The following is a 26939-nucleotide window of genomic DNA, read 5'->3' as shown; positions in this document are numbered from 1 at the left end:
GAAATGGGGTGGCTCTTCTACACCGACCGCCGCGTCCAGACCTACGCGGATGAGAAAGCGGAAATCGCTCGTCTTTGCAGCTTCGAGACCGACACGCGCAAGACCGAACTGGTGAAAGCCTGCAAGGTCGGCTCCACCTGGTATGCTGCGGCGCGGATCACCAATCTCGATGGCGCCCCAGTCGAGGACGCGACCTATGTCACCGATCCAGACGGTTCCATCACCTTCGGGGCGGTGTTCCTGACGCGCTACGACGACGGTTGCTGGGGCTACAAGGACATGGAGGAAAGCGCCGGCCCCGTTGAGTCCCGCGCGCCACTGTCTTTGCTCAACCTGCTCTCCAGTCTGAAAGACTCCGACAGCTACGCGCAGGCCTGGCGCCAGCGCTGCAGGGACTGGGCCGCGATCCCGGACTACCAGGAAGGCGACAGGATCAAGCTCGCCGCTCCCGTCAGCTTGAGTGATGGCAGTACCTGCCAGATCGTCACGGCCACCCACTACAGGCGGGGGCGGCAAAAGCGGCGGTGCTATCGCATCGAAGAAACTGGCGGCCTCGTGCGCCTCTCGAAAGCCTCGCTCGCCGGATCGGCTCTCCTCAGTTCCGCGAAAGGCGCGTCAAGCCCGGTGTTGGCGGAGTTTCTGGCCGGGCGAGATTAGGTCCTGCGTCGGACGGTTGATCGGCCGGTCCGGCGACGGCACATCCTGTGGCTTGTCTTGACAAGGCAATGCAAATGCATTACCCACGCGAATGCGTTAAAGCTCATTTTTTTCAGGAAACTGCCATGACAGCGCTCGCACAAGATGTATCGAAGCTCACGGATCGGTATCAGACGACCGTGCCGGCGGGTGTGCGCAAGCAGCTCAAGCTGGGCAAGGGCGACCAGATTCGCTACTGCACCGAGCCGAGTGGCAGGGTCTATATCGAGCCCGTGCGCAGCGACGAGGAAGATCCCGTTCTCGGAGCCTTTCTCGATTTTGTCGAGGCCGATATCAAGGCGCATCCGGACCGCATTCGGGCGTTCGATGGGGCTTTGCATGACCGTCTTGCAGCACTGGTCGGAGACGTTGACGTCGATCTTGATGCGCCGCTATCGCTCGAGGATGAATGAGCGGCGATAGCGTGCCCGCCCAAACGCCCCTTGTCGTAAACGGATGGTCGATCTATGCGCATCCGCTCTTTCTGGACCAGCTCGAAGGGCTGACCCTCGAGGCCGAGGCGCGAAGAACGCGCGATCCCAAGACCTGGCGCAAAAAGAACTGCACGAAACGGCTGGCCGCTATCTTCAAGCTGGTGACCGAGGCCATACCGGCGGATCCGGGTGCCGCGGCATTCCGGCAAGGCGGCACACTCGGCGATCATCGCAAGCACTGGTTCCGGGCGAAATTCTTCCAACAGTATAGGTTGTTCTACCGGTTCAACAGTGACGCGAAGGTCATCGTGGTGGCATGGGTGAACGACGACAAGACCCTGCGCGCCTACGGCAGCAAAACGGATGCCTATGCGACATTCAAAGGGATGTTGGAAGATGGCAATCCACCTGACAGTTTCGACGCGCTCATCAAAGAAGCCGCGACGGCAGAAAAGCGTTTCGAGAAGTCTCTTGAAGCGGCGCCTGGCCGTTGAGATGGCTTTGGGAGCGCCCGCGACGCACAGGCAGCGCTATGGTTGTCAACCAAATGCCCGAACGCCTGTATCCGCGCGCGCCACCTGCCAGCCTGGCAAAAGGCAGAGGAAGACGTCAAATCATTGCTCAAAGAGAAGCGATTGCCAGCTCTCTAGCGGGCCTCTCTCAAGGCGGAACGCGCGCGAATTCGCATCGTGATAGGGCAGATTTCGGGGGAGTAATCGGCCAAGATATGGTTTTGCCTTGGGCAGAACCAAACTTTCTGCAATGCAATGATGTCAACCGAGGGGGATCAGGGTGGACGCGTTTCTTTCAAAGATGGTTCGGGCCGTGGAAGCGCCAAAGTTGCCGTTGCAGCAGTCAGAGCTTTTACGGCGGTGTGGCAAGGATCTTCTGACGCGCCCGGACCTCTGCGCTGCGCTGATCCAAGAGGCCGCAAGTGGCCCATTGTCGGACGGCCAGATGGCGATGCTGGTCGCCGCACTGGATGAGGCCCGCATGGCCGATGAGAACGGGCAGCGCAAAGGGCGCACCTTCCTGGATGACATGCGCGATGTGGTGGCCTTGCTCGACGCCGACTTGACATCCCAAACGGCCTTGTCTCTCTCCAGCGCCTGGACGCGTGCGGGCCTGACCCCGCCACCATCGCTGGCCCATGCGGTCATCTCCGAAGACCCGGATGCCTTTGCTGACATCAACGGTATTCCCGACATCCCCGATGAGATGTTCGACGGCATCTTCAAAGGCTTCAATGACATCGGCGAAGACTCGGTTTCGGCCATGCTGGCGATGCTGGACGAGATGCTGCCAACCTTGCCGCCAGAAGCGCGCTTTGCTTTCATTCGCAAACTCGCTACCCGACCAGAGTCCCTATGTGGAGATGCCGCCGCAGCGCTGCTTCTTGCGACAGACGCCTCGGTGAGCTCCGGCGCGCTAACCGGTCTCGCTCTGCGCCAGCAGGCGGGTGATCTGTCTCAAACCTTGTTATCGCGCATCACCTTGATCCGAAGCTGGCTACAAGACCCTGACACCTTGCGCGGTATGGATGAGATCATCCGATCCGCCCTCAAAACTGGGACGCCGGCAACTGACACGCGCTCAAAACCCAAGATCCACCGCGTTGTATCCTCGATGGTCGATGGCAGCGGTGCGCAGAGCCTCTCTATGGCCATTCAATCGGGTGGCCGACGTGCTTTGGCGGTGGTGCTGCTCAAACAGGGGTTTGGCGTGAAAGACGCTTTTGTGCTTCCGTGCACCAGCGCCTCCGAGCAAAAACAGATGATCGCGCAGATTGCAAATGAGTCAGGCGCCTTGGAGGCAACAACAGATTATGCGTTCACCGCTCTGTCCTGGGCGCTTGCGGACGGTCAAGCGAACGGGACAATGCCCGCCGCGGGTCTGCTCGATGTCGTCGAGACCGCAGGTTTTGCCGATCTGCGCCCGCGATCGGCAGATATTGCAGACATCGCGGCCATTGCTGACCCCGAAGGCGCCGTCTCCACTCTCTCCGTCCGCGCACGCGGCAGCCTGATCATGGCGAGTGAGCATTGGCCTGATCACTTCCCGATCTCGGACAGCTGGTTCGAGGACAGCGACGCATCGTCAGATGCCATCGAAAGTGCAACGACCCAAAATGCCATGACCCGCAAGCTTTGGCAGCATCTGGAGACCCGCCGCGACTTTTGGGCCATGATCTTTGCCCGCAATGCCGCCTTGCTGGCGGCTGCAAAGAACCCCACAACGCCTGAGCTTGTCGCCGTGGCCCAGGCCATGTCCGAGGGCCGCGACCTGAAGAAGGCCCCGATCATGCATTTCGTGCACGCCATGAGCTTTGAGGCGTGGGTTCATCAGGACGCGCCGCCGATGCCGTTCGGCGGTCTTGAGGTCACCGAAGAACGCGCGGCCCAGGGAACCTACGCCGAGGTCGCACCGTTCGGCACAAAGGAACAAAAGGCGCTGGATAAGCTTCTGCGTCCGGCCAAGATCACACCCGCCTGGATGGAAGGCTTTTTGACAGGTCTTTGCACCGCTCCCAAGTTCATCAAACCCTCCGAGTGGATCATCACGGTTTTCAATGTCGTGGCAGAAGATCTCGCCTCCGATGCGGACTTGCAAAAACTCCTCGGCCTGATCGTAATAGCCTACAATCACCGTCTGTCCTTGCTGCGGGACGGCGCTCCGGCGGAGGCGCTGTTCCCGGCGGACCCGGTCCTGTTTTCCATCTGGGCTGACGGCTATTTGACAGCATGGGAAGCGCACAAACCCCACTGGCCTAACAAATCCCTCGGCAAAGACGGCAAAGCCATGCGCGCGCTCCTCGAACAGGCGGCGGATTTCAAAACCAAACCGGACCAAGCTCCCGCCTTGCACAAATGGCTGATCAAGCAATGTGACAAGCAGAAATGATAGCTTTCTTGGGTTGACTGTCAGGATAAGTCGCGGAAATCGGAAACTGCATGCTTTGCGCGCAAATCGGGGTGGAACCTGAATTCGACCAGAGCGCCGCCTATGTCGAAGGGTGGCTTGAGGCGATGAAAGAGATAGAAATTTCAAGGCTCTTATCGTTCGGGAAACTTTGCTGTAACCTTCGATCAACACGTCAATGGGAGACCCGAGTTGAAACAGCCTTCAGATCGCAAACAGGCCTGCGACAAAGTCGACGGGTCCAAGGTCCAATCCCCCGACCGCCGGTCTCAGGTCGTTCTGAGCGTTACCGATATACCGAGTTACCTAGGCGAGCTTCTGGATAGGGGGCTCGACGACCATTTCCGTGACCGCTGAAACGAAGTCCCACGATGCCTGGTTTCGATCCAGGGTGCAGGAAGCGCTCAAAGACCCGCGCCCGCCGATATCGCACGCCCACGCGATGCATCAGTTGCAGACGTTGATTGACGAAAAGTGCCAGGAGCAAACTTGACCTAATGCAGAGGTTTCGTATATACATATGTATAACCACGGGAGGCCTACCATGATCGAAGCAAAAATCCGCAAAGTCGGCAATTCCGCCGTTGTGACACTCAGCACCGAGATGCTCGCGCTTCTGGATGCCAAGGAGGGGGATACCCTCTATGCGGTGCGCACGGATGATGGCGGGCTGAAGCTGATGACGGAAAACCCCGAGCTGCAGGCCGCACTTGCGGCAGCCGAGATCGTCATGGATGAGAACCGCGATCTGCTTCAAGCACTTGCATGAGCGATTGGGTCTGGGTTCCGCTGGCGGCCTTGTATGTCGTCCATGATCGCCAGATCGCGCGCCACGGCGGTGCGCCGGGGACCCGTGATCCGGCTCTTCTGGAAATGGGATCCGCCCGGGCGTTGAACCGGGCGTCCTATGAGGACGCAGATGTCTTCGCGATCGCGGCGGCCTATGCCTATGGCATTGCCAAAGCACATGCCTTTGTCGATGGCAACAAGCGCACCGCTTTCGTGGCAGCCTTTACATTCTTGCGGCTCAATGGCGTGTATCTGCGACCCGATCCCGGAAAGGGTGTCCGGATGATGGAAGACCTTGCCGCCGATCAGGTGAGTGAGGACGCATTTGCCACATGGCTGCGCGACCTATCCACGGAGACCGACGCAGTCTGATCGCATTGGCGATCCTGTCTGGTCCTTTCTGATCTGACCCTGTTTTTGATTTCGGATACTCATCCGCAAAAGGGAAAAGTGGGCTTTTTGTCCTTTGGAACTCAGACCCTGATCCAAAGGAAAAACCCAATGGCCAAGCCTAACCCGACAAAACCGGCTCTCTCAATCTCCGATACTGACCTCGCCACCGCCCTGAAGCAGATCGGAGTGGAGATCGCGCACCAGCCGCTGCGCAGTTCAGTCTTGGCCCGGATCATGCGCGAGACGTTTCATGGCAGCGATGCCAGCGGCGCATGGGATTGGCGCATGGCTTATGACCTGATGCAGGCCGCGGCTGTTCAGATGCTGCTGCGTGAGGGCGCCAAGGGCGACATCGCCGGTGCAAAGCTCCTCGCCTCCCTGCTCCTGACAGAAACGCGTCGGTCAGAGCAGCAGATCCGGCTGCAGCAGTTTTCCACGCCTCTGCCGTTTGCCTCCCTGGCGGTGCAGGCGGCTGCGATCCGCAAGGGCGAGACCGTGCTCGAGCCTTCCGCCGGCACGGGTGCCTTGGCCGCTTTCGCCGCCCGGGCCGGTGGCACGGTTTTGCTCAATGAAATCGACCCCTTTCGCCAGCGCCTCCTGAGGGCCCTCTTCGGCGGCCAGGTGACAGGCCATGACGGCGAGCATATCGACGATCTGCTGCAGACGCCGGTTCTGCCCGACGTCGTGGTGATAAACCCGCCCTTCGCCTCCTCGGTCGATCGCTCCCGGGACAAACACATCGCCGCCAAGCATCTCATCGCTGCCGCGAAGCGCCTGGCACCCGGCGGGCGGCTTGTGGCGATCATGCCACCCGGGTTCAGCCCGGAGCGTGATGCCGCGCATTGGACACGCGCCTGCGGCCTCCTCACGCTGCGCTTAGCGCTGACGATGCCGGGACAGGTTTACCGCAAGCTCGGCACGTCTGTGGAAACCCAGTTGATGGTTTTTGACAAGGTGCAGGAGGACGGCGAATTCATCCGCGCCACAGTCCAGGATCTGGACGAAGCCCTTCCTTTTGTCGACGCCGTGACCGCGACCCGGCCCGAGATGCAACCCGTACAACAGCCAGCGGCGATCCCTCACGGGCGGCCGACCGTTCCATCATCTGCCCCGCGCAAGACCGCCACCGCGCCTGCCGCCGTTACCAAACCCCAGGCGAATGCCGCCATTTCGCTCACTTTCACGAACCTTGAGACACCGCGCGACAACACGCCCGTCTCGGACATCTATGCGCGCTACCGCCCGCAGCGGATCGAGATCGCAGGCGCGCAAGAACATCCAACGCCCTTGGTCGAAAGCATCGCCATGGCCTCTGTCGCGCCACCCGTGCCTTCGGCTGCCGCCAGTTCGGAATTACGCCTGCCCGCGCGATTGATCGAAGAGGGACATCTCTCCGAGGCGCAGCTCGAGACCATCATCATGGCGCATGATGCCCATGGGCGTGACCTGCCGGGGCGGTTTGCGATCGATGACGACCAGACCAAGCTGACGCGCGCCGACGATGACCCCGATGCACGGGCCTATCGCCTCGGCTATTTCCTCGGAGACGGCACCGGCTGCGGCAAGGGTCGCGAATGCGCAGGGCTCATCCTCGTGAACTGGCTTGCCGGGCGCAGGAAGGCGATCTGGGTCTCCAAATCCGCCACGCTTATCGAGGACGCGATCCGCGACTGGACCGATCTTGGCGGCTCGCCCGCCGACATCCAGCCGCTCTCGAAATGGAAACCGGACCAGCCGATCCCCATGAGTGACGGTATCCTCTTCGCGACCTACGCCACGCTGCGCTCTGCAGGCAAATGCGGCACCACGCGGCTGAGCCAGATCTTTGAGTGGATGGGCGATGACTTCGACGGCGTGCTGGCTTTTGATGAAGCCCATGCCATGCAGAACGCGGCAGGGTCCGAGCAGGGCAGGGGGGTCAAACCCTCGCAGCAGGGTCTTGCGGGCCTGCGGCTGCAACTGGCCGCGCCGCACGCTCGCGTCTTCTACATCTCGGCCACGGGTGCCACGAGCGTGCACAACCTGGCCTATGCCGCGCGTCTGGGTCTCTGGGGGCAGGGCCCCGAATATCCCTTCCCGAGCCGCGAAAGTTTCGTCTCGGCGATGGAGGCAGGCGGTGTCGCTGCCATGGAGGTGGTCGCGCGCGATCTCAAGACGCTCGGCCTCTACACGGCCCGCGCCCTCAGCTTCGATGGCGTGGAATACGATGTGCTCGAGCATGCGCTGACCCCGGCGCAGACCGAGATCTACGACGCCTACGCTGGCGCGTTTCGGACGATTCACCACAATCTCGAAGCGGCACTGACAGCAACCGGCATCAACAATGCTTCAGGGGAGACCAATGCGTCGGCCGCACGCGCCTCGGCCAAGTCCCGGTTTGAAAGCACCAAGCAGCGCTTCTTCAACCATCTCCTGATGGGCATGAAAGCCCCGACTATCATCCGCGCCATCGAGGACGATCTGGCGGCGGGCCATGCTTGCGTCATCCAGGTGGTCTCGACGGGTGAGAGCCTGCTGAAACGCCGACTTGAAACGATGGACCCCGAGGACGAGCTGGTCGAGGGCGCGCTGACGCCGCGCGACTATGTTCTTGGCTACCTCGAACAGGCCTTCCCGATCCATGCGCAAAAGCTGGTCGAGATCGACGGCAATATGGTGGCCGAGCCGCTCCGGGATGAGACCGGTGCGCTGGTCGTCTCGCGCGAAGCGCTCGCTTTACGTGACGCGGCGATGATGGAGCTGATGACGCTCGCCCCGATCCCTTCGGCGCTCGACCAGATCCTCTGGGCGTTCGGCGACGAGGCCGTGGCAGAAGTCACGGGCCGATCGATCCGGCCATTGAAGGCCGAGGATGGTCATCTCTTCATCGAGAAGCGTGCCGCCAGCAGCAATTCGTCTGAGACCCAAGCCTTCATGGACGGCGAGAAGGATGTCCTGATCTTCTCCGATGCGGGCGGGACGGGCCGCTCCTATCATGCCTCGAGATCGGCGAAGAACCAGAAGCGGCGGCGGCACTACCTGCTGGAGCCCGGCTGGCGCGCGGATGCGGCGATCCAGGGGCTCGGCCGCACGCATCGCTCGGCCCAGGTCAGCGCGCCTTTCTTCCGGGTCTGCACCTCCGATGTGCATGGCGAGAAACGTTTTACCTCGACTATAGCCAAACGCCTCGACCAGCTGGGGGCCCTGACAAAAGGCCAGCGCGAGACCGGCTCGCAAGGCATGTTCCGCGAGGAGGACAATCTGGAGAGCCCGATCGCACGGGCAGCACTGCGCGGCTACTTCGCCGATCTTGCCGCCGGGCGCGCCGAGGCGATGAGCTACGATAGCTTTACCGATTGGACAGCCCTGCGGCTGATCGACAAGGACGGGGTGCTGCTCGAAGAGCTTCCGCCGATCCAGCGGTTTCTCAACCGGGTGCTGGCCTTGCCGATTCATATGCAGAACGCGCTGTTTGCGGAGTTCATGAACCGGATCGCCGATCAGACAGAACGGGCAAGGGCGGCGGGTACACTCGATCTCGGGGTGGAGACGCTGCGTGGCGAAACGATCGAGCAGGTCTCCACCGAGGATCTCTGGACCTGCCCGAAATCCGGTGCGGTCACGCGGATCATCGGGCTTGAGGTGACCGATCCGGTCCACGTCCTTGGGGCCGAAGAGGCCATATCGCGCAGTCCCGACAAGCTGCCGATGGTTAATCGCGCCTCCGGCCGCGCGGCGCTCATCTCGGCGCGGCCCATGCAGATGTATGACGAAGACATCGTCACGCTGATGCGCAAGGCGGTGCGGCCCAACGGGTCGAGCTATCTGGAGGAGGCGCGGTTCGAGTCCTCCGCCTGGGAAGAGATCGACAGGCCCGAGTTCACCCGCCTTTGGGATGCCGAGGCTGCGTCCCTGCCCAAGACCACCACGACCAAGCTCTACCTGTTGACCGGGCTGCTGCTGCCAATCTGGAAGGACATTCCGACCACCAATGAGCGCATCTACCGGGTCGCGCCGGACGAGACGACCGCCATGATCGGGCGCACGCTCAGTGAGGAAGGGGCGGCCGCGCTGCGCGCCCGCTTCCTCGTCTCCAACCCGCAAACACCGCAAGAGATGCTGACCGCTGCGCTCGGCACCAACGCGCCTATCGATCTGGGCCGGGGGATGACCCTGACCCGTCGCCGTGTCGCAGGCGAGATGCGCCTCGAGCTTTGCGGTGCGGATAGGGGCATGATCGACGGCCTGAAGGCCCTTGGCTGCTTCACCGAGATCATCGCCTTCCAGCTGCGGGTGTTCCTGCCGCATGGGGACGGGATCGACACAGCGGGCATTCTGGCCCGGATTGTGGGGCAGGGAGCCGCCATGACGGCAGAACGAGCCGCCTGAAAAGTCAAAGCGGGCTTCGGGTTGGGCGTCGCAGATCGGGATTTGGCCGGTCTGCGCTTTCCGGCCGCGCGCTGACCAATGCCACGCCCGGCCCCCCAACTTCTGACAAGAGGACAGACCAATGACCAATCCCCAGATCGATTATGCCGCAATGGCGGCTCAGTGGCGCGCGGAGCGCGAAACCAACTTGAAGGCATCCCGCACGGAGCTGCTCGCGCAACTACGCGCGCTTGGCATCAGCGAGGTCACTGCCGAATACGAAGGCTATGGCGACTCCGGCAATGTCGAGGATGTGACGGTGCAGCCTGCAGAGGTCCAACTGCCGGAGTCGCTTGCCGCAGAGGTCGGCGACTTCGCCTGGTCGCTCGCCTATCACCATCACCCGGGGTTCGAGAACAACGAGGGCGGCTTTGGTACGCTGACCTGGGACATCGCAGCCGACAGTATCACCCTCGATCACGCGGACCGTTTCGTGGACTGCTCGCACAGCTATGACGAGGGGCTTTGAGATGGCGCATCCGCTTCATCATGCAGAAAGCTCAGCCCGGAAGTTCGGCGGGGTGCCGTCTGACTATCAGGCTGTGCACGACTGGTTCGACGCCTCGAAAGAGCACCTCGCGCTCTTCACGCACAGGGCGCTGCGCCACCATGCCCAAGGTCTGTTCGAGGCCGAACGTGTCTTCGGCCTGACCCTGACCAATAGCGCGGGACGAGACATCCCCGTGCGCTGGATTGGCGAACAACATGTCCGCGAAGACTGCCAGGGCCGCATCCCGAGCATGGCGGACTGGCTGCGACGGATCCAGCCAGAGCCGTGGATGGCCAATGGCCATATCGAAGGCCATGTCGGCATCGAGCCCTGCGGCGATCCAAGGGCTGCCTGGGCGTCCGAGGTCGCCGCCGGCAGAACAGTTCTTGGCCTGAAGGATTGGATGGCGGCGCGCGCGACGCAAGCCACGCAAAGCGCCTGATAGCTCCCGGCTCTTCGCCAAATGAATGCTGCGCGGAAGCCCGGTTTGAAGATCGGGCTTCTTGCGCCGTTTCCCCACCATATTTCTTTTGGAGGATCGCATGACGATCGATGAAATCAAGGCTGCCGTCGATGCCGGCCAGACCGTGCATTGGGCCAATACCGGATACCGCGTGCACAAAGACCGGCTCGGTCAGTACCTGATCACCTATGTGCCGAACGGCAGCTGCATCGGTCTGACCGACCGGGGCGGGCAACGGTTGAACGGAGATGAGGTGGAGTTCTTTATCGCTGGATCGGAGGAGGCCCACGAGGAAAATCCGGGCCGCCAATCAAGACCAGACGGGCAGGGAAGGGGTACAGCACCCGGAGGCGCGGCGGCACACCCACTCAGACGGCAGCGCTGAGTCGAGGGCGGGGCATAAAGGGAAAGCAAGCTTTCGGTTTTGTGACTCCTCAAGGGGTCGAGAAAGCAATCCCGGATGCGCTGGCAAGGACGTCAGGCACCGGCCAATCCAAAAGGAACCATCGCATGTTCGCAGGAACCCTCACCCGCAATGCCGAGACCGCAGCCGCCGAGTACACCGGCATGATCCACGGGACGCGCTTTGACATCGCGATCCAGCTCGAGGCACGGGCCAAGATGTCCGCGCGCAGCCCGGATTACGACGTGACGGCGGTCAATAAATCCGGCCGCAAGGTGCGCATCGGCACGGCTTGGAACGAAACCGGCAATACCAGCGGCAACCCCTACATCTCGATGCAGCTTGACGTGGGTCTCGGCCCGTTCCGGGTTAACGCGGTGCAGACGAAAGAGGCGCGCGCGGCCCAGAGCGGCGCGTTCGAGATCATCCCGTTGGTCTCGAACGGCCTGATGAAATCCGGCTCGATCTCGGGCGAGCTCACCGCGATGGACGCGGACAACGCCTTCATCGGCTACATCGCCAACATGATGTTCGATCTGGAGTTCATGCTGATCGAGAACAGCTACAAAGCCGAGGAGACCCACCCCGATTACCGGATCGAGGTCAGCTCGCCGCGTGGCACGCCGATCCGCGTCGGCTCGGCCTGGATGGCCAAGAGCAGCCGCACGGGCAATGACTACCTGTCGCTGCTGATCAACACGCCCGATGGCGATCTGCGCGTCAACGCCGTGCAGAACGAAGAGCAACGTGGCGGCCAGACCTTCTCGATCATCCCGTTCATCGATAGCGGTGAGCAGTCGCAGGACGCGGGCGCGGGGCTGTCGCTGGTCGCGTGATCAGCGCGCGAGATTAGACCAGCCGCACCGAAAGGGGAGCCGTGGGAACACGGTTCCCCTTTTTGCTGTGTTGGCGTCGTTGAGAGATGATATCAATGATCGCGGGACCCCGACTAATTTCGGTCGTGGCATACGCAGCGCCAGCTATGCTGCGGCTGCAAAATTGCGCGACGGTTCGACCCAAAGCAGTCGGTGGGAGTGCGTTTGCTTACTCCAATAATGCGGCGGATCATTAAGGTGGGCATATAAGAGATTGCCCACGGCTGAAAGCGCAAGCCCACTACGTAAAAAAATCTGCCGTCCTGCCAAGATAGTGGACCCCGTCTCAGGATACCTTCTTCCTGAAAATGCTATACTGAAAGCTCTGACGGTTGCCCTTCGGCGTGATGTGCATATGCCGTCTCGTATCGATCAGGTCGAACTGACCGGGATGCAATCGGTCGAGTTCCTCTGCCAAAGCTTCAGGCGAATAACGCACCACCGAGAGCCCCGAGCACTTCTCGGGCCCATCCTCGGCAAAGGTCGCGATGATAGCAATCCCACCGGAACGGAGCGCCCGTGTCATGGCGCGCACATAAGCAGCGCGATCCTCGGCGTCGGTCAGAAAGTGAAATACAGCCCGGTCGTGCCAGACCGCGTATTCCCGATCGGCTTGCCATCTTGTCACGTCTGCGTCGATCCACGTGATCTCGTCGCTGTGCGAACCGAGTCGCTGCCTGCTCTGGGCCAACGAGCCGTCGGAAAGGTCCAGCGCGGTAAGCGGGCCGAGACCCGTCTCGAGCAATGCATCCACCAGCCGCGACGCTCCGGCACCAACGTCGATGAAAGCCTCGCCGGGTTTTAGATAGGTTCGCACAAGATCCAGCGAGACCTCGGGCGTCGCCTCGAACCAGGTCAGTTCGTCTTCTGCGCGCGCGTCATAGACGCCGTCCCAGTGCTTTTGTTCACCCGCCATCATCGCTCAAACCTCCGTTGAAATCAGGGTATAGCGGAACGCGTCAAAGCTGGAAACCGGAACTGATCGGCCGATAACGTCAAGCACCCAGTATCTTTGAGCAACGCTGACAAGATGCCTCGATTTGCGCCATTGCAGTTATCGGCGAAGCGTCTCGATGGATAGTTCATGCCTGAAATTCACGAGGTCATGCGGCTTCGTACCGGGTGAACACCTCAGTATTGCCATACTGGCGGATCAGGAAGACATCATACGCCTCCCGTTGGCGTTCCGGTCCCATAAACGTAAAATGCAAAACACGGGTTGTGGAACGCCAGCTGCGATCGAGATGCTCGCGGCATTGCAGGCGAAGGCGGAAAACAGGTTCTGCTTGATCGCTAGCGCGCGGTGAAAGAGGCACCTGCGGTTTCCCGCAGGTGCTATCGATTAATTGCTTTGGACGATCTCGCTGTAATCGCCACGCAACTGGATCGTGATCGTGATCGCCGTGCTATCGCGGTTCCGCCAGAACCACCCGTGATTGCCGGCAAAGGGGGCTTCGATACTGCCCTCGCCAGCCGTTTCGCCGCGGCCACGCTCGTAATCGATCGACTCGCCGCCGCCATGGGCGTGGAGGTCAAAGTTGATCCGCCCCCCGGTCGCTGTCCATGCGTATTCGACGACATTCCCGGCTTCCATCGTCATCTTGACTTCGGCGCTGGCCCCGGGTTCGAGGGTGAATGTCACTTCGTCTCGCCAGACTTCTTGCGCCTCTTGGGCATGGGCAGTGCCGATAAACAGACCGAAGACGGCGTCAAGAACGCTCGACGATTGGTCCTGACCAAGTTGCTCGTCCAGCAAGCGGTCTTCCTCAGCCTCTGCGGCAAGCTCCAGCTTGATCTCGCCCATTTCGGTCAGCCCGAGAACGCGACCAACTCCGGTCGGGTCAATGGCATGTTCTGCGGGCAGGTAGATGGTGACCAAGATCACCACTGCTCCGATCCCCGCGATGACGCTTGAGCGGAACAATTGCGCCTTGGTCGGCAGGTCTTCGAGGTTCGGTTTGGGTGCGTTGTTCATGTGAATATCCAATCTATGCTTATGTTGAGGCGATGTAGCCGGCGATCTGATAGCCGGTTAGCCAGATGCCGAGGCCCATCATCACCAGGTTCGCGACGGTGGCCTGCCGCATGAAGTCGGGGTGGCGGCGCCAATACCCCATGACGATCAGGATCACTGCGAGCGCGAGCAGTTGGCCCACCTCGACCCCGACATTGAACGCCAGCAGGTTCGCCAGAAGCCCATCCTGCGGGATGTCATACTCGAGGATCTTGGTGGCGAGGCCCGTACCGTGGAACAGACCGAAGATCAGCGTGGCAGCCTTGGTATTGGGCTGGAACCCGAACCACTTCTGATAATAACCGAGGTTGTCGAGCGCCTTGTAGACCACGGACAGGCCGATGATCGCGTCGATGATGTAAGCGTTGATGCCCCATCCATACCAGACGCCCAAGAGCATCGTGACCGAATGGCCTATGGCGAACAGGCTGACATAGATGCCGACGTCCTTCATCTTGTAGAGAAAGAAGACAACGCCGAGCAGGAACAGGATGTGGTCGTAGCCGGTCACCATGTGTTTGGCGCCGAGATAGATGAAGGGGATGATCTTCACCCCCCAGATTTCCTGAATATAGCCCGCGTCACCGGCGGTAACGTTATGGGCAAGAGCTTGGCTGACGGTCAGCATGCATGCCGCCAGCAGAAGTAGGGTCAGCGTGGCGATTTGGCGTGGTGCCAAGGCGCGCAGGACCCGCGAAGTTGAGGTCATGTTGGATCTCCGGTGTGTTTTGTTGACTGATCGGTGAAGCCGCGCGGAGGCGGCACCGATCAGACGCGCGGAGGTCGTTCGATCAGATATGCGCGATGCGGCCCGCTCGAAGACGGGTGAAGCCGGAAATTATCCCTGTATCCCCAGGATGGGTGCCCGCTTGCGCCGAGCGCGAGAAGAGCCTGACTGTGATCATGGTCGGCCACATCATGGCTATGTCCATGAAGCGCCGCGTAGAAGTCCGCCTCGAACCCGTGCGAATGGCCGTGTTCGGCAATCATTTCAGCATGATCGGCAACAACATCGAACACAGACGGGGTGTGGCTTGTGCTGGGCGCAAGGGACCAGACAACAACCGAAAGGCAAAGAAGCGCCGCAAGCGCACTTCGTCCGTATGTTCGCAAGGGTTTCACCGGTTTGCCTGCCTGCTCGTTTTCAGTTCGCGGCACGTTGATCGTGCCAGCTTGTTCTATCCTCTGGGGGAGGATAATCTCTTTTTATGACAAAGCCCCATGTGCATGCAACCCACCCCGCTCTCGTTGCCCGGCTGAAGCGCGCCGATGGGCATCTTCGCGCCGTGATCGACATGATCGAGGCGGGAAAGCCCTGCCTCGAGATCGCGCAACAGATGCAGGCGGTGGAGAAAGCCATCGCAAACGCCAAGCGCGCACTGATCCACGACCACCTGGACCATTGCCTCGACGTCGAGCATTCGACTGCCAATCGCGACGAACTGAAAGCCATTTCACGATACCTCTGAGGTCACCCCTGTGCTGGAAGTCCTTGCCGACCGCACCTACCGCCATCTCTTCGCCGCGCAGGTCGTGGCTCTTCTGGGCACGGGGCTTGCCACGGTCGCGCTCGGACTTCTCGCCTACGATCTGGCGGGCGACAACGCAGGCCTGGTCCTGGGCACGGTCTTCACCATCAAGATGGTCGCCTATGTGGGCATCGCCCCCATCGCAGGCGCGTTTGCCAATCGGGTGAACCGGCGCGCACTTTTGGTGGCGCTTGATCTTGTGCGGGCGGGCGTGGCGCTTTGCCTGCCTTTCGTCACGGAAGTCTGGCAGGTCTACATCCTGATCTTCCTGCTGCAATCGGCCTCGGCGGCGTTCACGCCAACCTTCCAGGCGACGATCCCCGACGTGCTGCCGGACGAGGCCCGCTACACCCGCGCGCTGTCGCTCTCGCGGCTTGCCTACGATCTGGAGAACATCGCCAGTCCGATGCTCGCCGCGCTGCTGCTCGCTGTCATGAGCTACAACTCCCTCTTTCTCGGCACAGTGGTCGGATTTGCGGCCTCCGCGGCGCTGGTCGTCTCGGTCTTGCTGCCCAGCCCGAAACCGTCGCAGCCGCGCGGCATCTACGACCGCACGACCCGGGGCATCCGCATCTACCTTGCCACACCGCGCCTGCGCGGGCTTCTGGCGCTGAACATGGCCGCCGCAGCGGCAGGCGCGATGGTGCTGGTCAATTCCATCGTACTGGTGCGCAGCACGCTGGGGCTGGACGCCTCCGAGCTGGCATGGACGTTGTTCGCCTTTGGCGCAGGGTCGATGATCGCGGCCCTGCTTTTGCCGAGGGTCCTGGACAAGGTGTCAGACCGCCCGGTGATGGTGGGCGGCGCTGCGCTGATGGTGGTGACACTTCTGGGACTGGCAACCGAGGTCGCGACCATTGGCCTTGTCTGGCCGGTCCTGCTTAGCGCGTGGCTGTTCGTGGGGCTGGGGTATTCCGCTGTCCTGACGCCATCCGGGCGGCTGCTGCGCCGCTCCGCCCATGCCGAGGATCGCCCCGCGCTCTTCGCCGCGCAATTCGCCCTGAGCCACGCCTGCTGGCTGCTCACCTACCCCCTGTCGGGGTGGCTGATGACGCGGTTTGGGCCCGTTGCGGCACTTGGCGTCTTGGCAGGCCTTGCGGGAGCAAGCATCGTCGCGGCGCTCCGCTTCTGGCCAAGCGAGGACCCGGAGACCTTTGAGCACACCCACGACAACCTCCCGCTCGATCACCCGCATCTGCACGGAACGCGGCGGCATGCCCATTCCTTCGTCGTGGACGAAGAGCACCCTCGCTGGGCGTCTCAACTTTGAGCGACCGGCAGAGCCCTTGGCTCGTCGCTTGACCGACAGGGCACCTCCCTGGATTTCGCCTGGAACCTATGCAGCAGGATAGGTCGAGAAGACTTCTGTCGACCCGTCGCGCAGGATCAGGAACACCTCGTATGCCTCGCGCTCAGTTTCGGGACCCATGCCGGGAGAACCGTAGGGCATCCCGGGCACTGCGAGGCCGACTGCATTGGGGCGTTCATCCAGCAGACGGCGAATGTCGGCAGCGGGGACGTGCCCCTCGATCATATAGCCATCGACGCGGCCTGTATGGCAGGAAATCATATTCTGCGGGATGCCGTTATCCAGCTTGTAGCGCATCAGCAGCGTTCCGAGGCTGGGTTCGGTCGTGACGGCGAAGCCGTTGTTCTCGAGGATCTCGATCCAGGCCGAGCAGCAGCCGCAGTTAGGGTCCTTCATCACGTGGATCGCCGGTCCGGCGCTTTGTGCCAGAACCCGCAGGGGCGATGCAGCGAACAGTGCTACCCCTCCGATCAGGAGCGTGCGACGGGAAAAAGTGTCTTGGGTCATCTGATTTTCCTTTCGATGTTGGATATTGTGCAGGCAGGTCAGAGGTCAACTCGCCTGAGCCGCAAGGCGTTGGTAATCACCGAGACCGACGACAGGCTCATCGCCGCTGCCGCAATCATTGGCGAGAGCAAAAGTCCGGTGACCGGGTAGAGCAGCCCTGCTGCGATGGGAACGCCAAGCGCGTTGTAGGCGAACGCGAAGAACAGGTTCTGCTTGATGTTGCGCAAGGTGGCCCGGGCGAGCTTGCGCGCCCGCACGATGCCCATTAGGTCACCGCCCAGCAGGGTGATACCGGCGCTTTCCATCGCGACATCCGCGCCTGTTCCCATGGCGATGCCGACATCGGCGGCGGCCAGCGCGGGGGCGTCGTTCACTCCGTCGCCGGCCATCGCGATCTTGTGGCCCTCGCGACGCAATTGATCGATCAAGTCCTTCTTGGCCTCGGGCAGCACACCCGCCCGCACCTCGTCGATGCCGAGCTTAGCCGCCACTGCCTGCGCCGTGCGTTCGTTGTCGCCTGTCGCCATGATGACGCGCAGCCCCTGGGCGTGCAGTTCCTTGATCGCCTGCGCGGTGCTGTCCTTGATCGGATCGGCCACCGCCACGATGCCCGCAAGAGTTCCATCAACAGCGACGAACATCGCCGTCTTGCCCTCGGCGCGCAGAGTGTCGGCCTTGGCTTCGGCCGGGCCCGTGTCCAGCCCCATCTCCCGCATCATCGCGGCATTGCCGAGCGCTACCGCGCGTTCGCCGACCTTGCCACGCACGCCCTTGCCGGTGACGGCGTCGAAGTCCTTGGCCTCCTGACGCGGAGCGCCCTGGGCCTCGGCCCCCTCGACAATCGCCTCTGCCAGCGGGTGCTCAGACCCGCGCTCGAGGGCCGCCGCCAGAGAAAGCAGGTCCGTCTCCGCCACATCGCCAAGCGCCACAGTGTCTGTCAGTTTCGGCCTGCCCATGGTCAGCGTGCCGGTCTTGTCGACGATCAGCGTGTCAACAGCCGCCATGCGTTCCAGCGCCTCAGCGTCCTTGATCAGCACGCCCGCCTGTGCCCCGCGCCCGGCCGCCGTGGTGATCGAGATCGGTGTGGCCAACCCGAGCGCACAGGGGCAGGCGATGATCAGTACGGATACGGCCGAGGCGATGGCGAAAACCAGCGCCGGTTCTGGGCCAAAGATCATCCAAACCACGAAGGCGAAGATCGCGATGCCCACAACGGTCGGTACGAAAATAGCGGAAACCCGATCTGCCAGCCCTTGGATCGGCGCGCGCGAGCGTCGCGCGTTAGACACCATGGTCACGATCTGCGCCAGAACGGTGTCAGCACCGACCTTGCCCGCCTCGATCACAAGGCTGCCATTCTTGTTGATAGTGGCCCCTGTCACCGCATCACCTGGACCTTTTTCGACGGGCATGGACTCGCCAGTCAACATACTTTCGTCCAGCGACGAGCGGCCCTCGATCACCGTTCCGTCGACCGGGACCGCATCGCCGGGGCGCACCCGCAGCCGGTCGCCCTCCATGATGTTCTCCAGCGGCGCGTCGTATTCGGTTCCGTCCGGCAGGATGCGTCGTGCGGTCTTGGGTGCAAGGTCCAGAAGCGCGCGGATCGCGTCCCCGGTGCGTTCGCGCGCTCGCAGTTCGAGAACTTGGCCCACGAAGACCAGAGCGACGATCACCACCGCCGCCTCGAAATAGGTGCCGACGCCGTGGCCCATCCGATACTGCTCGGGAAAGACGCCCGGCAGGAATGTTGCCACGATCGAATAGAGATAGGCCGCTGCCACCCCGAGGCTGATCAACGTCCACATGTTCGGCGACCGGTTCACAAGTGAATCCCAGCCTCGCTTGAAGAACGGTAACGCCGCCCAGAGGATGATCGGCGTCGCCAGAACGAACTCCAGATAGCTGGCGGTCTGGTGGCCGATCCAGTCGCGTACTGGCAGGGCGACTAGTTCGCCCATCGTCAGGATGATGAGCGGCACCGCAGCCGCCGCCGAGATCCACATCCTCCGCGTGAAGTCGGTCAGCTCCTCGCTGGGCTCATCCGAAGGCACCATCGGCTCCAGCGCCATGCCGCAGATGGGGCAGGCCCCGGGCGCGTCACGCACGATCTCGGGGTGCATCGGGCAGGTGTACTGGACGTTGGCCGGAGCAGCCTTCTTCTGCCTGGCAGCGCGGCCTGAGGCATAGAACCAGGGATCCGCCTTGAACTTTGTCTGGCATTTCTCCGAGCAGAAATAGAACGTCTCGTCCTGGAACTCCGCGTGACGTCCGTCCGGCTTGACTGCGACCGTCATCCCGCAGACCGGGTCCTTTGCCGTCTCTGTCCCCGCCGGAATGTCGGGTGCCGCGTGATGATGATCATGCTCCATGGTCTGCCAGCCTTTCGATGTCTTGTTTCAGCTTGCGGCCTCCAGCCGTTGGAAGCTCAAGCTCTTTTTAGTAATGGTCGTGAGCGTCTTCCGGGGCGGGATTGCGTGCGAGGAAGATCCCGACAAACAGGAACACCAGCGCCATGCCGGTCGCGCCTAGAACGACAATGAGGGGGTCGGACTGCCACTTCATCGCGGCGAAGGCGGCCAGCACCGCCGCGTCCAGCGCGATGGCCGTCAGCAACACCCAGCCCTGCGCGCCGATCTCCTCGCGCAGGTGCCGGAACACGCCCCAGTGGATGATTATGTCCATCACCAGATAAAAGAAGGCCCCAAGAGACGCGATCCGGCTTAGGTCGAAGAAGACCGTCAGAAAGCCCGCGATCACGACCGTGTAGACGAGTGTGTGGTCCTTGATCGTGCCCGGCATCCCGAAATGGCTGTGCGGGATCATCTTCATGTCGGTGAGCATCGCCAGCATCCGAGAGACGGCGAACACACTCGCGATCAGACCCGACGCGGTGGCCACCAGCGCCAGCGCCACCGTCAGGTAGAAGCCGGTCTGACCGAGGGAGGGCTGGGCCGCTTCGGCCAGCGCGTAGTCCTTCGCCGCCACGATGCGGTCGAGCGGCAGGCTCGAGCCGACCGCGAAGGCCACCAGCAGATAGACGACGACGCAGATGGCGATCGACCAGATGATGGCCCGGCCCACATTGCGGTGCGGGTCGGTGACCTCTGCGCCGCTGTTGGTGATGGTCGTGAAGCCCTTGAAGGCCAGGATCGACAGCGCAACCGAGGCCACAAACCCGGTGGCGCCCATGTCTCCACCCGTCGCCTCGAACGAGATGCCGCTCGCCCAGAGACCGGCTGCCCCGAACAGCGCGATGCCGCCCACCTTGAGAACGGCCATGACGATGGAGAACAGCCCGACCGACCGGTTGCCCGATACGTTCACGAGCCAGGCGAAGACGATCAGCCCGACACCGAGGATTGGCACCAGCACGCTATCCGGATCGCCGCCGAACGCCCGCAGCGTGTAGGTGCCGAATGTGCGCGCGACGAGGCTTTCGTTGATCACCATCGACAGCGCCATCAGGAGGGCGGCGCCCGCCGCGACCGTTGTCGGGCCGTAGGCCTTCTTCAGGATCATCCCGATGCCGCCGGCTGACGGAAACGCGTTCGACATTTTGATGTAGGTGTAGGCGCTGAACGCGGTCACGATGGCGCCGACGACGAACGAGAGCGGGAAGAGCGGTCCGGCGAGTTCGGCGATCTGTCCGGTCAGCGCGAAGATGCCCGCGCCGATCATCACACCGGTTCCCATGGCCACTGCGCCTGGCAGGGTAATGCTGTTCTTCTCGTAATCGCTTTTCGTCATGGATTTTCCTTTTCAGGCTTTTGCCGCAGCGCCACCCAGAGCAGCGGCAGCCCCGTCACAAGCCCGAGTCCGAGCACCGCCCATGTCGCGCGCCCGAGGTCTCCGCTAACCGCCTCACCGCCGAAATGTGCCAGCAGGAAACTTGCCGGGATGATCCCCGCCAATGTGGCGAAGGCGAAACGCCAGGCGTGCATTCGGCTCAGTCCGGCCGCGTAGCTGATCATGTCGAAGGACACGAAGGGCATCAGGCGGCTGGCAAAAACCGTCGCCGTCAACGCGGTCTGCGAGCCGAGAAGCCCGGCATCGACGCGATCACCGAACACCCGCCGCAAGACATCATGCCCCAGAACCCGTGCGAGACCGAAGGCGATCAGCGCCCCGAACTCGGCGCCGATGACGACCTGCACGGTCCCCCAGAGATGTCCGTAGGCCGCTCCGGCCGCCAGTGCGATCGGCGCGCTCGGGATGGGGCTGGCCACGACCGCAAGGGTCATAAGCGTGACGATCAGGACCGGCCCCCAGAGACCGGCGCGCGCCACCAGCATTTCCAGACGCTCAACGTCCAGAAGGCTGCGCGCCTCGGCGAATACCGAAGGCGCGAACTGCCAGACAGCGAGCAGTCCGATCCCGAGGATCGCAAGGCCCGTGAGGATGGCGGCGCGCAGGCTCATCTCAGATCGCCTCGACGGCTTTCGCCAGGAGGTCGCGCACCTCGCCCGCCACGGCCGTCAGTTCGGCGTTCTCGATCGCCTGCATCGACGCCACAGGATCGATAGCGCTGACCTCGACGCTGTCCTCGACTTCGCGCAGGATGACGTTGCAGGGCAGCATCGCGCCCACCCGCGGCTCAATCCCGATGGCCTGGTGCGCCATCCCGGGGTTGCAGGCGCCAAGGATGCGATAGGCCGGCATCTCGACATCGAGCTTCTTCTTCATCGTCGCCTTGACGTCGATCTCGGTCAGGACGCCGAAGCCATGGTCTGCCAGCGCCTTGCGTGTGCGCGCATCAACCTCGTCGATTCCCGCGTCCGAGATCATGCGATTGATCGTGTAGGTCATTTCTGAGTCCTTTTTTCTCACTTCCGAAGATATTTGATCAGTGCAGCTATGGCCAAAACCACCAGCACGAGGATCAGCAGGCCGAAGAGCCAGCCAAACCCCATTCCGAAACCCATTCCGGAGCCCATGTCGTTCCAGTTCATCATCTCATCCTCCTGATTTTCACACGCAGGGTGCGTCTTTTGGCCGACCCTCACGACAACATGGGGCAGGACAGACTAGGATCGGTGCCGGGCGGGGCGCCCTGTCCGAACGCCCCGCCGGGATCAGACCGAGGTCGTGACGGCGAACTCGGTCATCATCCCCGTCGCAAGGTGCGGCATGTGGTGGCAATGCAGCATCCAGCGCGCGGCCTCGCCTGCATCGAGCGCGACATCAACCATCGACATTGGCGGCACATGGACAGTGTCGCGCAGCGCGCCGGCAACGCGCCGCCCATTAATCCCGACCACTTGGAATACGTGGCCGTGCAGATGCATCGGGTGGGCCATCATCGACATGTTGTGGAACGACAGCACGACCCGCTCGCCGCTGCGGACGGTGATAGGCTGGTGCTGGCCCCAGACGGCGCTGTTGATCGTCCATACATAGGGCTGCATTGAGCCGCCCAGCATCAGCATCTGGCTGCGGTCCACGGGTCGATCCGGCAGGGTGTCCAGCGCGATGAGGCGCGCCTCCTGCGCAAGATCGGTGTCGAACGCGGGTGCCGCGGTCTCCGCCATGGCATCGAGGCGCCGGACCTCGGCACCCTGCGTGGCAAGGATCAGGCCGGTACGTTCCCGCGCACCTTCGCGCAATGCGAGGATCGGCCAAGCACCGCCTTCGTTCGGCAGGTCGATCTCGATGTCGAGCCGCTGGCCCATCGCCAGCCCAAACCGTGAGCCCGCGATAGGCTGGACGGCGTGCCCGTCCACCGCGACCAGCCTCGCCTCGGCACCGCCGGTTTCGATCCAGAACACCGTCGCTGCGGCGGCGTTGATCACCCGGAGCTGGATGCGCCCGCCGCGCTCGACCTGCACCACCTCGGGGTCCGACAGCGTCCGGTCGTTGGCAAGATAGGCGTCCCAGTCATAGTCGTTCAGGTCCATGGCCATGCCGCCCATCTGGCCGCCCATGCCCATCATCCCGCCCATGCCGGGCATGTTGCCCATCGGCATGCCGCCCGTGGCGCCATGGCCCATGGCCCCGTGATCCATGCCCTGCATCGCCCCCATGCCTCCCATGGGAGCGCCTTGATCGGGCACTGCACCGGCACCATGGCCCGCGCCGTGCCCGACGCCATGACCTGCGCCGATCTCGGCCAGAACCTCCTCGGGGGCCTTGAAGGAGAAGTCATGAAGGAACATTACGACCTCCTGTCGGTCGGCAGCCAGGTCCTCCTGTGAGCGCACGATCAGCGGCGCTGCGAGAAGCTGCATCTCCTGGGTGGGCACATGGCTGTGCATCCAGTGGGTGCCCGGCCGTGCCTCGAAGTCGTAGGATCGGGTCTCACCCGGGGCGAGAAGGGGCATCGGCATGTCCGGCACGCCGTCCTGCGCGTTGGGCGGGATCTGCCCGTGCCAATGGATGATCGTGCCGACGTCGAGATCGTTGATCAGATCGACACGGAACCTCTGGCCGGGGTCGAGCAGAAGTCCCTAGCCGCTGGGACCTGCGAGACCGAAGACGGTAGCGGCGCGCCCATTGATCTCGAGCGTGCGGGTTGCGGTGGACAGGCTGATCGGAGCCTGCGCCTGGGCGAAGGCAAGTCGGGGAATTTGTGCGGCGGCAATGGTGGCTGCACTTGCGGCGAGAAAGCCGCGTCGCGAAAAGGTGTTCATGGTCGTCTCCTCGGGACATCCCGTCCCGTTCATCAAGGTCGATGTGACGCCGCGGGCATATGCCCGGGCGCGCTCAGAGGAGACGGAGTTTGGGAGGCCTTTCGTTCAGTCCCGGCGCGCGGCTGACGTGGATGGCTTCTGACGGAAAGTCATGGCTGGCGGGACCGTGTGCGTGACCGGCAGCCCCGCCCGGCGACGTCAGGAAGGTCGCAAGACCCGTGCACACGAAGTCACACATTCCGGAATCGGCCGATCCACAGTGCTGTCCAGCGTCACAGTCGAGGTTCGCAATGTCCGCCGAGTGCATCATTTCGGCGACATGCGTCGCGTGATCCGGCCCGGAACTCAAGCTCATGCGCGCGGCATGAGCGGAAGTCACCGTTGTCACCACGGTGATCGCGAGTACGGCAAGCATGGTGACGAAGCGTGTGAACATGCCTTAAATATAGGCACTGTTCACGAGAATGTCCATTGTCACAGTCGGCGCGTGTCTGGCGAGAATTTCATCTCAGCATGAAGCCGAAGAATTTCAGCCGTAAACGGGTTTGAAGTATCGAGAAAAGAGGTCCGAAGCAGTTTTCCGTCAGCGATGTGAAACTGTTTTCATGGTAATATTATCTGTCAGTCTCCACCGACCATGGCACGGCGTTGCTTCCTACTCAAATTGCAACTTTAAAGAAGCTGCGTTGCCGCGATTGAAGCACGCATGAATCTCTTGTGCCGGTCATTCGCGGCTTCAGACCCTATCGAATGGCACCAATTTCGCGTTCGGCGCATTGCTGCCGGTCGAGTTCAACGCGATGAGTGGCAGCAGATGAAAAATGCTGCGTATGCAATACTGCAAGGTTACTGGCGGTTGCTTGTCCATCCTGCATGATCTTGCGTATAAAAGCGCGTTAGCGGGTCCGTCTCTTTTTGGATGCGGGAGCACTGCCCCATCAACCGTAGGCAGAGCCTTCCGGCCTCCCCTGCTCGGCTTCGCGTGTCGCAGGGGAGAACGGCCCTTCGGTCCGTCGCGCATTCGGCCAGGCGGCCTCACCGCGGCGTTGCGCCTGGCATCCCGGTTTGCCCGCCTCGCGAGCACGTCCCTCCCCGGCCGCTCCGCCGGATTGCGCTCTGGTCTGTTTTGCGGCGCAAAAAGATCCCGCCGCTTCATCCGTCTCCCGCGTCCGGTCGGGCCGTTTGCCTGCTCGTGTCGGGCAAACCTACCGTCAAAACACACACACATGAGCGTGGAAGCATATCCTCCGGATGGCCCCCAAATCAGCCCGCCTCAAGGATCGCAAAACTTTTCGGCGCGGGCGGGGCCTGTGGCGCGGGGCGGTCTCGTGCGTGAGCGCGCGCATGTGTCAGGTGTTGCGCGCGGAAAACTTTTGCGCCCGGCAAGCCGGCGGCTGCGCCGTCCCTGACCCGGGCAGATTCGGAAACCAGGCATTCGGCCATGCCCCCACACTCACGTGGTGGCCTTGGAACCGAACACTGGAGACCAGACATGGCTTACGACAACGCAAACACCTACGAGACCATCGAGCTTTTCGGGCTGACGGAAAAAGACGCACAGCTGCCGATCCCGGAAGATCACGTTCTGACCGACCGCATCATCCGCGAGAGCTTCGAGACCCTGCTCGGTCAATTGCGTAATACCGGCCTCGAGGCAGAAATCGAACCGCTGGCCCATGGGCTCGCCACGATCCTGCAGCGGCGCAAGGTGGCGCTCGGCAAGGAGGTCGACCGCACCGCCGACAAGATCGGCGCTCTGGCAAAATCCCACGATGGATCGGAGATCGCCGAGACCGCGCTCGAAGAGGCGCAGGCGCGCTTCCTGCAGCTGCGCGAGATTGTCGGCGCCATCGAGGTGATGAGCGAGACAGCGGCGGAATGCTACGAGATCGAGACAGGCCACGCTTTCATCCCGGCGGCAGGCTCGCGCGCGAGCGTCCGGGCGCAGGAGACCGGGGCGGTCTTCGAGGCGCGGCAGCTCCTGGAGCAGCACGATCGCGAGACTGCCGAGAAATCGGAAGTCGAGGGGGTGCCCCTGATCGTCTCGGGCGCCACCGACTGGACCGATGTCGATGTGATCTTCAACACGCTCGACAAGGTTCGGGAGCGGATCAAACAGAACCGCAATCAGGAGATCTTCCTCTGCCACAAGGGTGGCAAGCACGGGGCGGAGATGATTGCGGCGCGGTGGGCCCGGGCACGCGGAGTGGCGCAGGCGCGCTTCGATCCGCGCTGGTCCGCGCACGGTCGGGCGGCACCGTTCAAGTGCAACGACGAAATGCTGGACGACAAGTTCGCGGCGACGGGGGTTGTCCTCTTCGGTGGCAATGGCGTCGCACTGAACCTCGGGCAAAAGGCGGAAGCGAAAGGCCTGACGGTCATGCGGGTCGCCGATCCGGCGAAGAAAACCGCGGAGATGTAAACTGAGAGGGTCGCCTTCGGGCGGCCCTTTCGTCATGTCTCACGGAGCGCGCGGTCGGTGAGGCGTGATCGGCAGGGGGCGGCGGCCAGCACCGGCGTCCCGTCCACCCGGTCCGCCAGAGTGCGGCACATCCGCGTCGGTTCGGGCTGGGGGCTATGCGCGCTTCACCGGCATCGTCGGCAGGTCAAGACGCGAGGGCTGGAGACGTCACGGTTGAGGCTGAAAAAAGCGCCTGCCAAGCGGCAGCAATCCGGAACATGGCACCCATACGTTGGGGGCATGAGCAAACTGGGCCAGCGTCTCTCGACATGATCGAGGCCAATGGCGACTGCGTGATGGCAGAGGTCATCCAGGTCTCTCCTTTTTGCTTAACATGTGGATCGCACGGGGTCGGCCCGTTCGTGCCCTCAGCTCACGCTTCGGCAAGCACAAATACGGCTTCCACGGCGGAGCCGCGGACCCTCCGCATTTGCGCTTGCGACCGGGCCTCTTGCCCCCGTGCTGGGTGATCCCCATCGCAACAAGGAGTAACCTGTCAACGGCGGAGACAAAACCGGCCATTTGGCGGCGCAAAACCAGGCCAGTGGCGGAGCACCAAGCGCCATGGCGCGTGCGCTCCCCAAATAGCTGGCGCGTGCCATGGCGCATTGGCCGGGAGGG

General features: G+C 62.5%; 27 protein-coding genes and 2 pseudogenes. 17 read left to right on the top strand and 12 right to left on the bottom strand.

The window, feature by feature from the left end:
- Window positions 1–3 precede the first annotated feature (3 nt).
- The 13 genes from ROE7235_RS11855 (at window position 4) to ROE7235_RS11800 (ending at window position 11830) form a co-directional block, all read left to right on the top strand.
- Window positions 4–657 carry a DUF6927 domain-containing protein gene (locus ROE7235_RS11855; protein ID WP_121095749.1) on the top strand — a complete coding sequence of 218 codons (654 nt, stop codon included), beginning with the start codon at window positions 4–6 and terminating at the stop codon, window positions 655–657.
- A 125-nt stretch (window positions 658–782) separates the two neighbouring features.
- Window positions 783–1109 carry a type II toxin-antitoxin system PrlF family antitoxin gene (locus ROE7235_RS11850; RefSeq protein WP_005668772.1) on the top strand — a complete coding sequence of 109 codons (327 nt, stop codon included), beginning with the start codon at window positions 783–785 and terminating at the stop codon, window positions 1107–1109.
- A complete protein-coding gene (locus tag ROE7235_RS11845; RefSeq protein WP_121095748.1) occupies window positions 1106–1624 on the top strand; it encodes a type II toxin-antitoxin system YhaV family toxin in 519 nt (172 codons plus the stop codon). Before ROE7235_RS11850 ends, ROE7235_RS11845 begins: the two co-directional genes overlap by 4 nt.
- A 319-nt stretch (window positions 1625–1943) precedes the next feature.
- Window positions 1944–4031: a YecA/YgfB family protein gene (locus tag ROE7235_RS11840; RefSeq protein ID WP_121095747.1), complete on the top strand. Its 2088-nt coding sequence runs from the start codon at window positions 1944–1946 to the stop codon at window positions 4029–4031.
- 38 nt (window positions 4032–4069) lie between these two features.
- Window positions 4070–4375, top strand: coding sequence for a zincin-like metallopeptidase domain-containing protein (locus ROE7235_RS20550; RefSeq protein ID WP_281272861.1), 306 nt, complete (start codon window positions 4070–4072; stop codon window positions 4373–4375).
- A 20-nt stretch (window positions 4376–4395) separates the two neighbouring features.
- Window positions 4396–4542 (top strand): antitoxin PaaA2 family protein, encoded by a 147-nt coding sequence (locus ROE7235_RS20945; RefSeq protein ID WP_369596565.1) that lies wholly within the window; start codon window positions 4396–4398, stop codon window positions 4540–4542.
- A 51-nt stretch (window positions 4543–4593) separates the two neighbouring features.
- The gene (locus ROE7235_RS11830; RefSeq protein ID WP_085880501.1) at window positions 4594–4818 is read left to right on the top strand and encodes an AbrB/MazE/SpoVT family DNA-binding domain-containing protein; all 225 of its coding nucleotides are present in this window, start codon (window positions 4594–4596) and stop codon (window positions 4816–4818) included.
- A complete protein-coding gene (locus tag ROE7235_RS11825; protein ID WP_121095746.1) occupies window positions 4815–5210 on the top strand; it encodes a type II toxin-antitoxin system death-on-curing family toxin in 396 nt (131 codons plus the stop codon). The genes ROE7235_RS11830 and ROE7235_RS11825 overlap by 4 nt, the downstream gene beginning before the upstream one ends.
- 129 nt (window positions 5211–5339) lie before the next feature.
- Window positions 5340–9599, top strand: a complete 4260-nt coding sequence (locus ROE7235_RS11820) for a strawberry notch family protein (protein WP_121095745.1) — start codon at window positions 5340–5342, stop codon at window positions 9597–9599.
- 121 nt (window positions 9600–9720) lie between these two features.
- The gene (locus tag ROE7235_RS11815; protein ID WP_121095744.1) at window positions 9721–10107 is read left to right on the top strand and encodes a DUF6878 family protein; all 387 of its coding nucleotides are present in this window, start codon (window positions 9721–9723) and stop codon (window positions 10105–10107) included.
- A gap of 1 nt (window position 10108) precedes the next feature.
- On the top strand, window positions 10109–10570 hold the full coding sequence (locus ROE7235_RS11810; RefSeq protein ID WP_121095743.1) for a DUF6915 family protein: 462 nt from the start codon (window positions 10109–10111) through the stop codon (window positions 10568–10570).
- A gap of 100 nt (window positions 10571–10670) precedes the next feature.
- Window positions 10671–10976: a hypothetical protein gene (locus tag ROE7235_RS11805; RefSeq protein ID WP_121095742.1), complete on the top strand. Its 306-nt coding sequence runs from the start codon at window positions 10671–10673 to the stop codon at window positions 10974–10976.
- Window positions 10977–11101: 125 nt separating this feature from the next.
- Window positions 11102–11830: a DUF736 family protein gene (locus ROE7235_RS11800; RefSeq protein ID WP_121095741.1), complete on the top strand. Its 729-nt coding sequence runs from the start codon at window positions 11102–11104 to the stop codon at window positions 11828–11830.
- Between the two features lie 325 nt (window positions 11831–12155).
- Here the strand turns inward: ROE7235_RS11800 and ROE7235_RS11795 are convergent, their stop codons facing one another.
- The 4 genes and pseudogenes from ROE7235_RS11795 to ROE7235_RS11780 form a co-directional block, all read right to left on the bottom strand.
- Window positions 12156–12788, bottom strand: coding sequence for a class I SAM-dependent methyltransferase (locus ROE7235_RS11795; RefSeq protein WP_220669562.1), 633 nt, complete (start codon window positions 12786–12788; stop codon window positions 12156–12158).
- Between the two features lie 184 nt (window positions 12789–12972).
- Window positions 12973–13065, bottom strand: a pseudogene (locus ROE7235_RS20545) (DUF411 domain-containing protein); the annotation flags it as partial.
- 146 nt (window positions 13066–13211) lie between these two features.
- Complete coding sequence (locus ROE7235_RS11785; protein WP_121095740.1) at window positions 13212–13844, bottom strand: transmembrane anchor protein; 633 nt, start codon at window positions 13842–13844, stop codon at window positions 13212–13214.
- A gap of 19 nt (window positions 13845–13863) precedes the next feature.
- Window positions 13864–14592: a HupE/UreJ family protein gene (locus tag ROE7235_RS11780; RefSeq protein ID WP_121095739.1), complete on the bottom strand. Its 729-nt coding sequence runs from the start codon at window positions 14590–14592 to the stop codon at window positions 13864–13866.
- 188 nt (window positions 14593–14780) lie between these two features.
- Between ROE7235_RS11780 and ROE7235_RS20140 the strand changes: the two genes are divergently transcribed.
- Genes ROE7235_RS20140 through ROE7235_RS11765 form a run of 3 tightly spaced genes read left to right on the top strand, consistent with a single transcriptional unit; the run spans window position 14781 to window position 16682 of the window.
- On the top strand, window positions 14781–15095 hold the full coding sequence (locus ROE7235_RS20140; protein WP_183073496.1) for a hypothetical protein: 315 nt from the start codon (window positions 14781–14783) through the stop codon (window positions 15093–15095).
- A complete protein-coding gene (locus ROE7235_RS11770) occupies window positions 15092–15352 on the top strand; it encodes a metal-sensing transcriptional repressor (protein ID WP_121095738.1) in 261 nt (86 codons plus the stop codon). Before ROE7235_RS20140 ends, ROE7235_RS11770 begins: the two co-directional genes overlap by 4 nt.
- A gap of 10 nt (window positions 15353–15362) precedes the next feature.
- Complete coding sequence (locus tag ROE7235_RS11765) at window positions 15363–16682, top strand: MFS transporter (protein ID WP_121095737.1); 1320 nt, start codon at window positions 15363–15365, stop codon at window positions 16680–16682.
- 66 nt (window positions 16683–16748) lie between these two features.
- Here ROE7235_RS11765 and ROE7235_RS11760 read toward each other — a convergent pair whose 3' ends face one another.
- The 8 genes and pseudogenes from ROE7235_RS11760 to ROE7235_RS11725 form a co-directional block, all read right to left on the bottom strand.
- Window positions 16749–17228, bottom strand: coding sequence for a DUF411 domain-containing protein (locus ROE7235_RS11760; protein ID WP_121095736.1), 480 nt, complete (start codon window positions 17226–17228; stop codon window positions 16749–16751).
- A 38-nt stretch (window positions 17229–17266) separates the two neighbouring features.
- Window positions 17267–19600, bottom strand: coding sequence for a heavy metal translocating P-type ATPase (locus ROE7235_RS11755; RefSeq protein ID WP_121095735.1), 2334 nt, complete (start codon window positions 19598–19600; stop codon window positions 17267–17269).
- A 67-nt stretch (window positions 19601–19667) separates the two neighbouring features.
- Window positions 19668–20978: an APC family permease gene (locus ROE7235_RS11750; protein ID WP_121095734.1), complete on the bottom strand. Its 1311-nt coding sequence runs from the start codon at window positions 20976–20978 to the stop codon at window positions 19668–19670.
- The gene (locus tag ROE7235_RS11745) at window positions 20975–21649 is read right to left on the bottom strand and encodes a TVP38/TMEM64 family protein (protein WP_121095733.1); all 675 of its coding nucleotides are present in this window, start codon (window positions 21647–21649) and stop codon (window positions 20975–20977) included. Before ROE7235_RS11745 ends, ROE7235_RS11750 begins: the two co-directional genes overlap by 4 nt.
- 1 nt (window position 21650) lies before the next feature.
- The gene (locus ROE7235_RS11740; RefSeq protein ID WP_121095732.1) at window positions 21651–22037 is read right to left on the bottom strand and encodes a DUF302 domain-containing protein; all 387 of its coding nucleotides are present in this window, start codon (window positions 22035–22037) and stop codon (window positions 21651–21653) included.
- 17 nt (window positions 22038–22054) lie between these two features.
- Window positions 22055–22183: a hypothetical protein gene (locus ROE7235_RS20820; protein ID WP_281272860.1), complete on the bottom strand. Its 129-nt coding sequence runs from the start codon at window positions 22181–22183 to the stop codon at window positions 22055–22057.
- A gap of 120 nt (window positions 22184–22303) precedes the next feature.
- Window positions 22304–23857 (bottom strand): annotated as a pseudogene (locus ROE7235_RS11730) (multicopper oxidase family protein).
- 73 nt (window positions 23858–23930) lie between these two features.
- Window positions 23931–24293 carry a hypothetical protein gene (locus ROE7235_RS11725; protein ID WP_245963944.1) on the bottom strand — a complete coding sequence of 121 codons (363 nt, stop codon included), beginning with the start codon at window positions 24291–24293 and terminating at the stop codon, window positions 23931–23933.
- Window positions 24294–25349: 1056 nt separating this feature from the next.
- Between ROE7235_RS11725 and ROE7235_RS11715 the strand changes: the two genes are divergently transcribed.
- Window positions 25350–26279, top strand: coding sequence for a DUF2493 domain-containing protein (locus ROE7235_RS11715; protein WP_121095729.1), 930 nt, complete (start codon window positions 25350–25352; stop codon window positions 26277–26279).
- The last annotated feature ends 660 nt before the right edge of the window (window positions 26280–26939 follow it).

The sequence above is a fragment of the Roseinatronobacter ekhonensis genome, assembly GCF_900499075.1.
Classification (GTDB): Bacteria; Pseudomonadota; Alphaproteobacteria; order Rhodobacterales; family Rhodobacteraceae; genus Roseinatronobacter; species Roseinatronobacter ekhonensis.
Note: the sequence above shows the minus strand (reverse complement) of the source record. Positions and strands in the feature narration are given on the sequence as shown.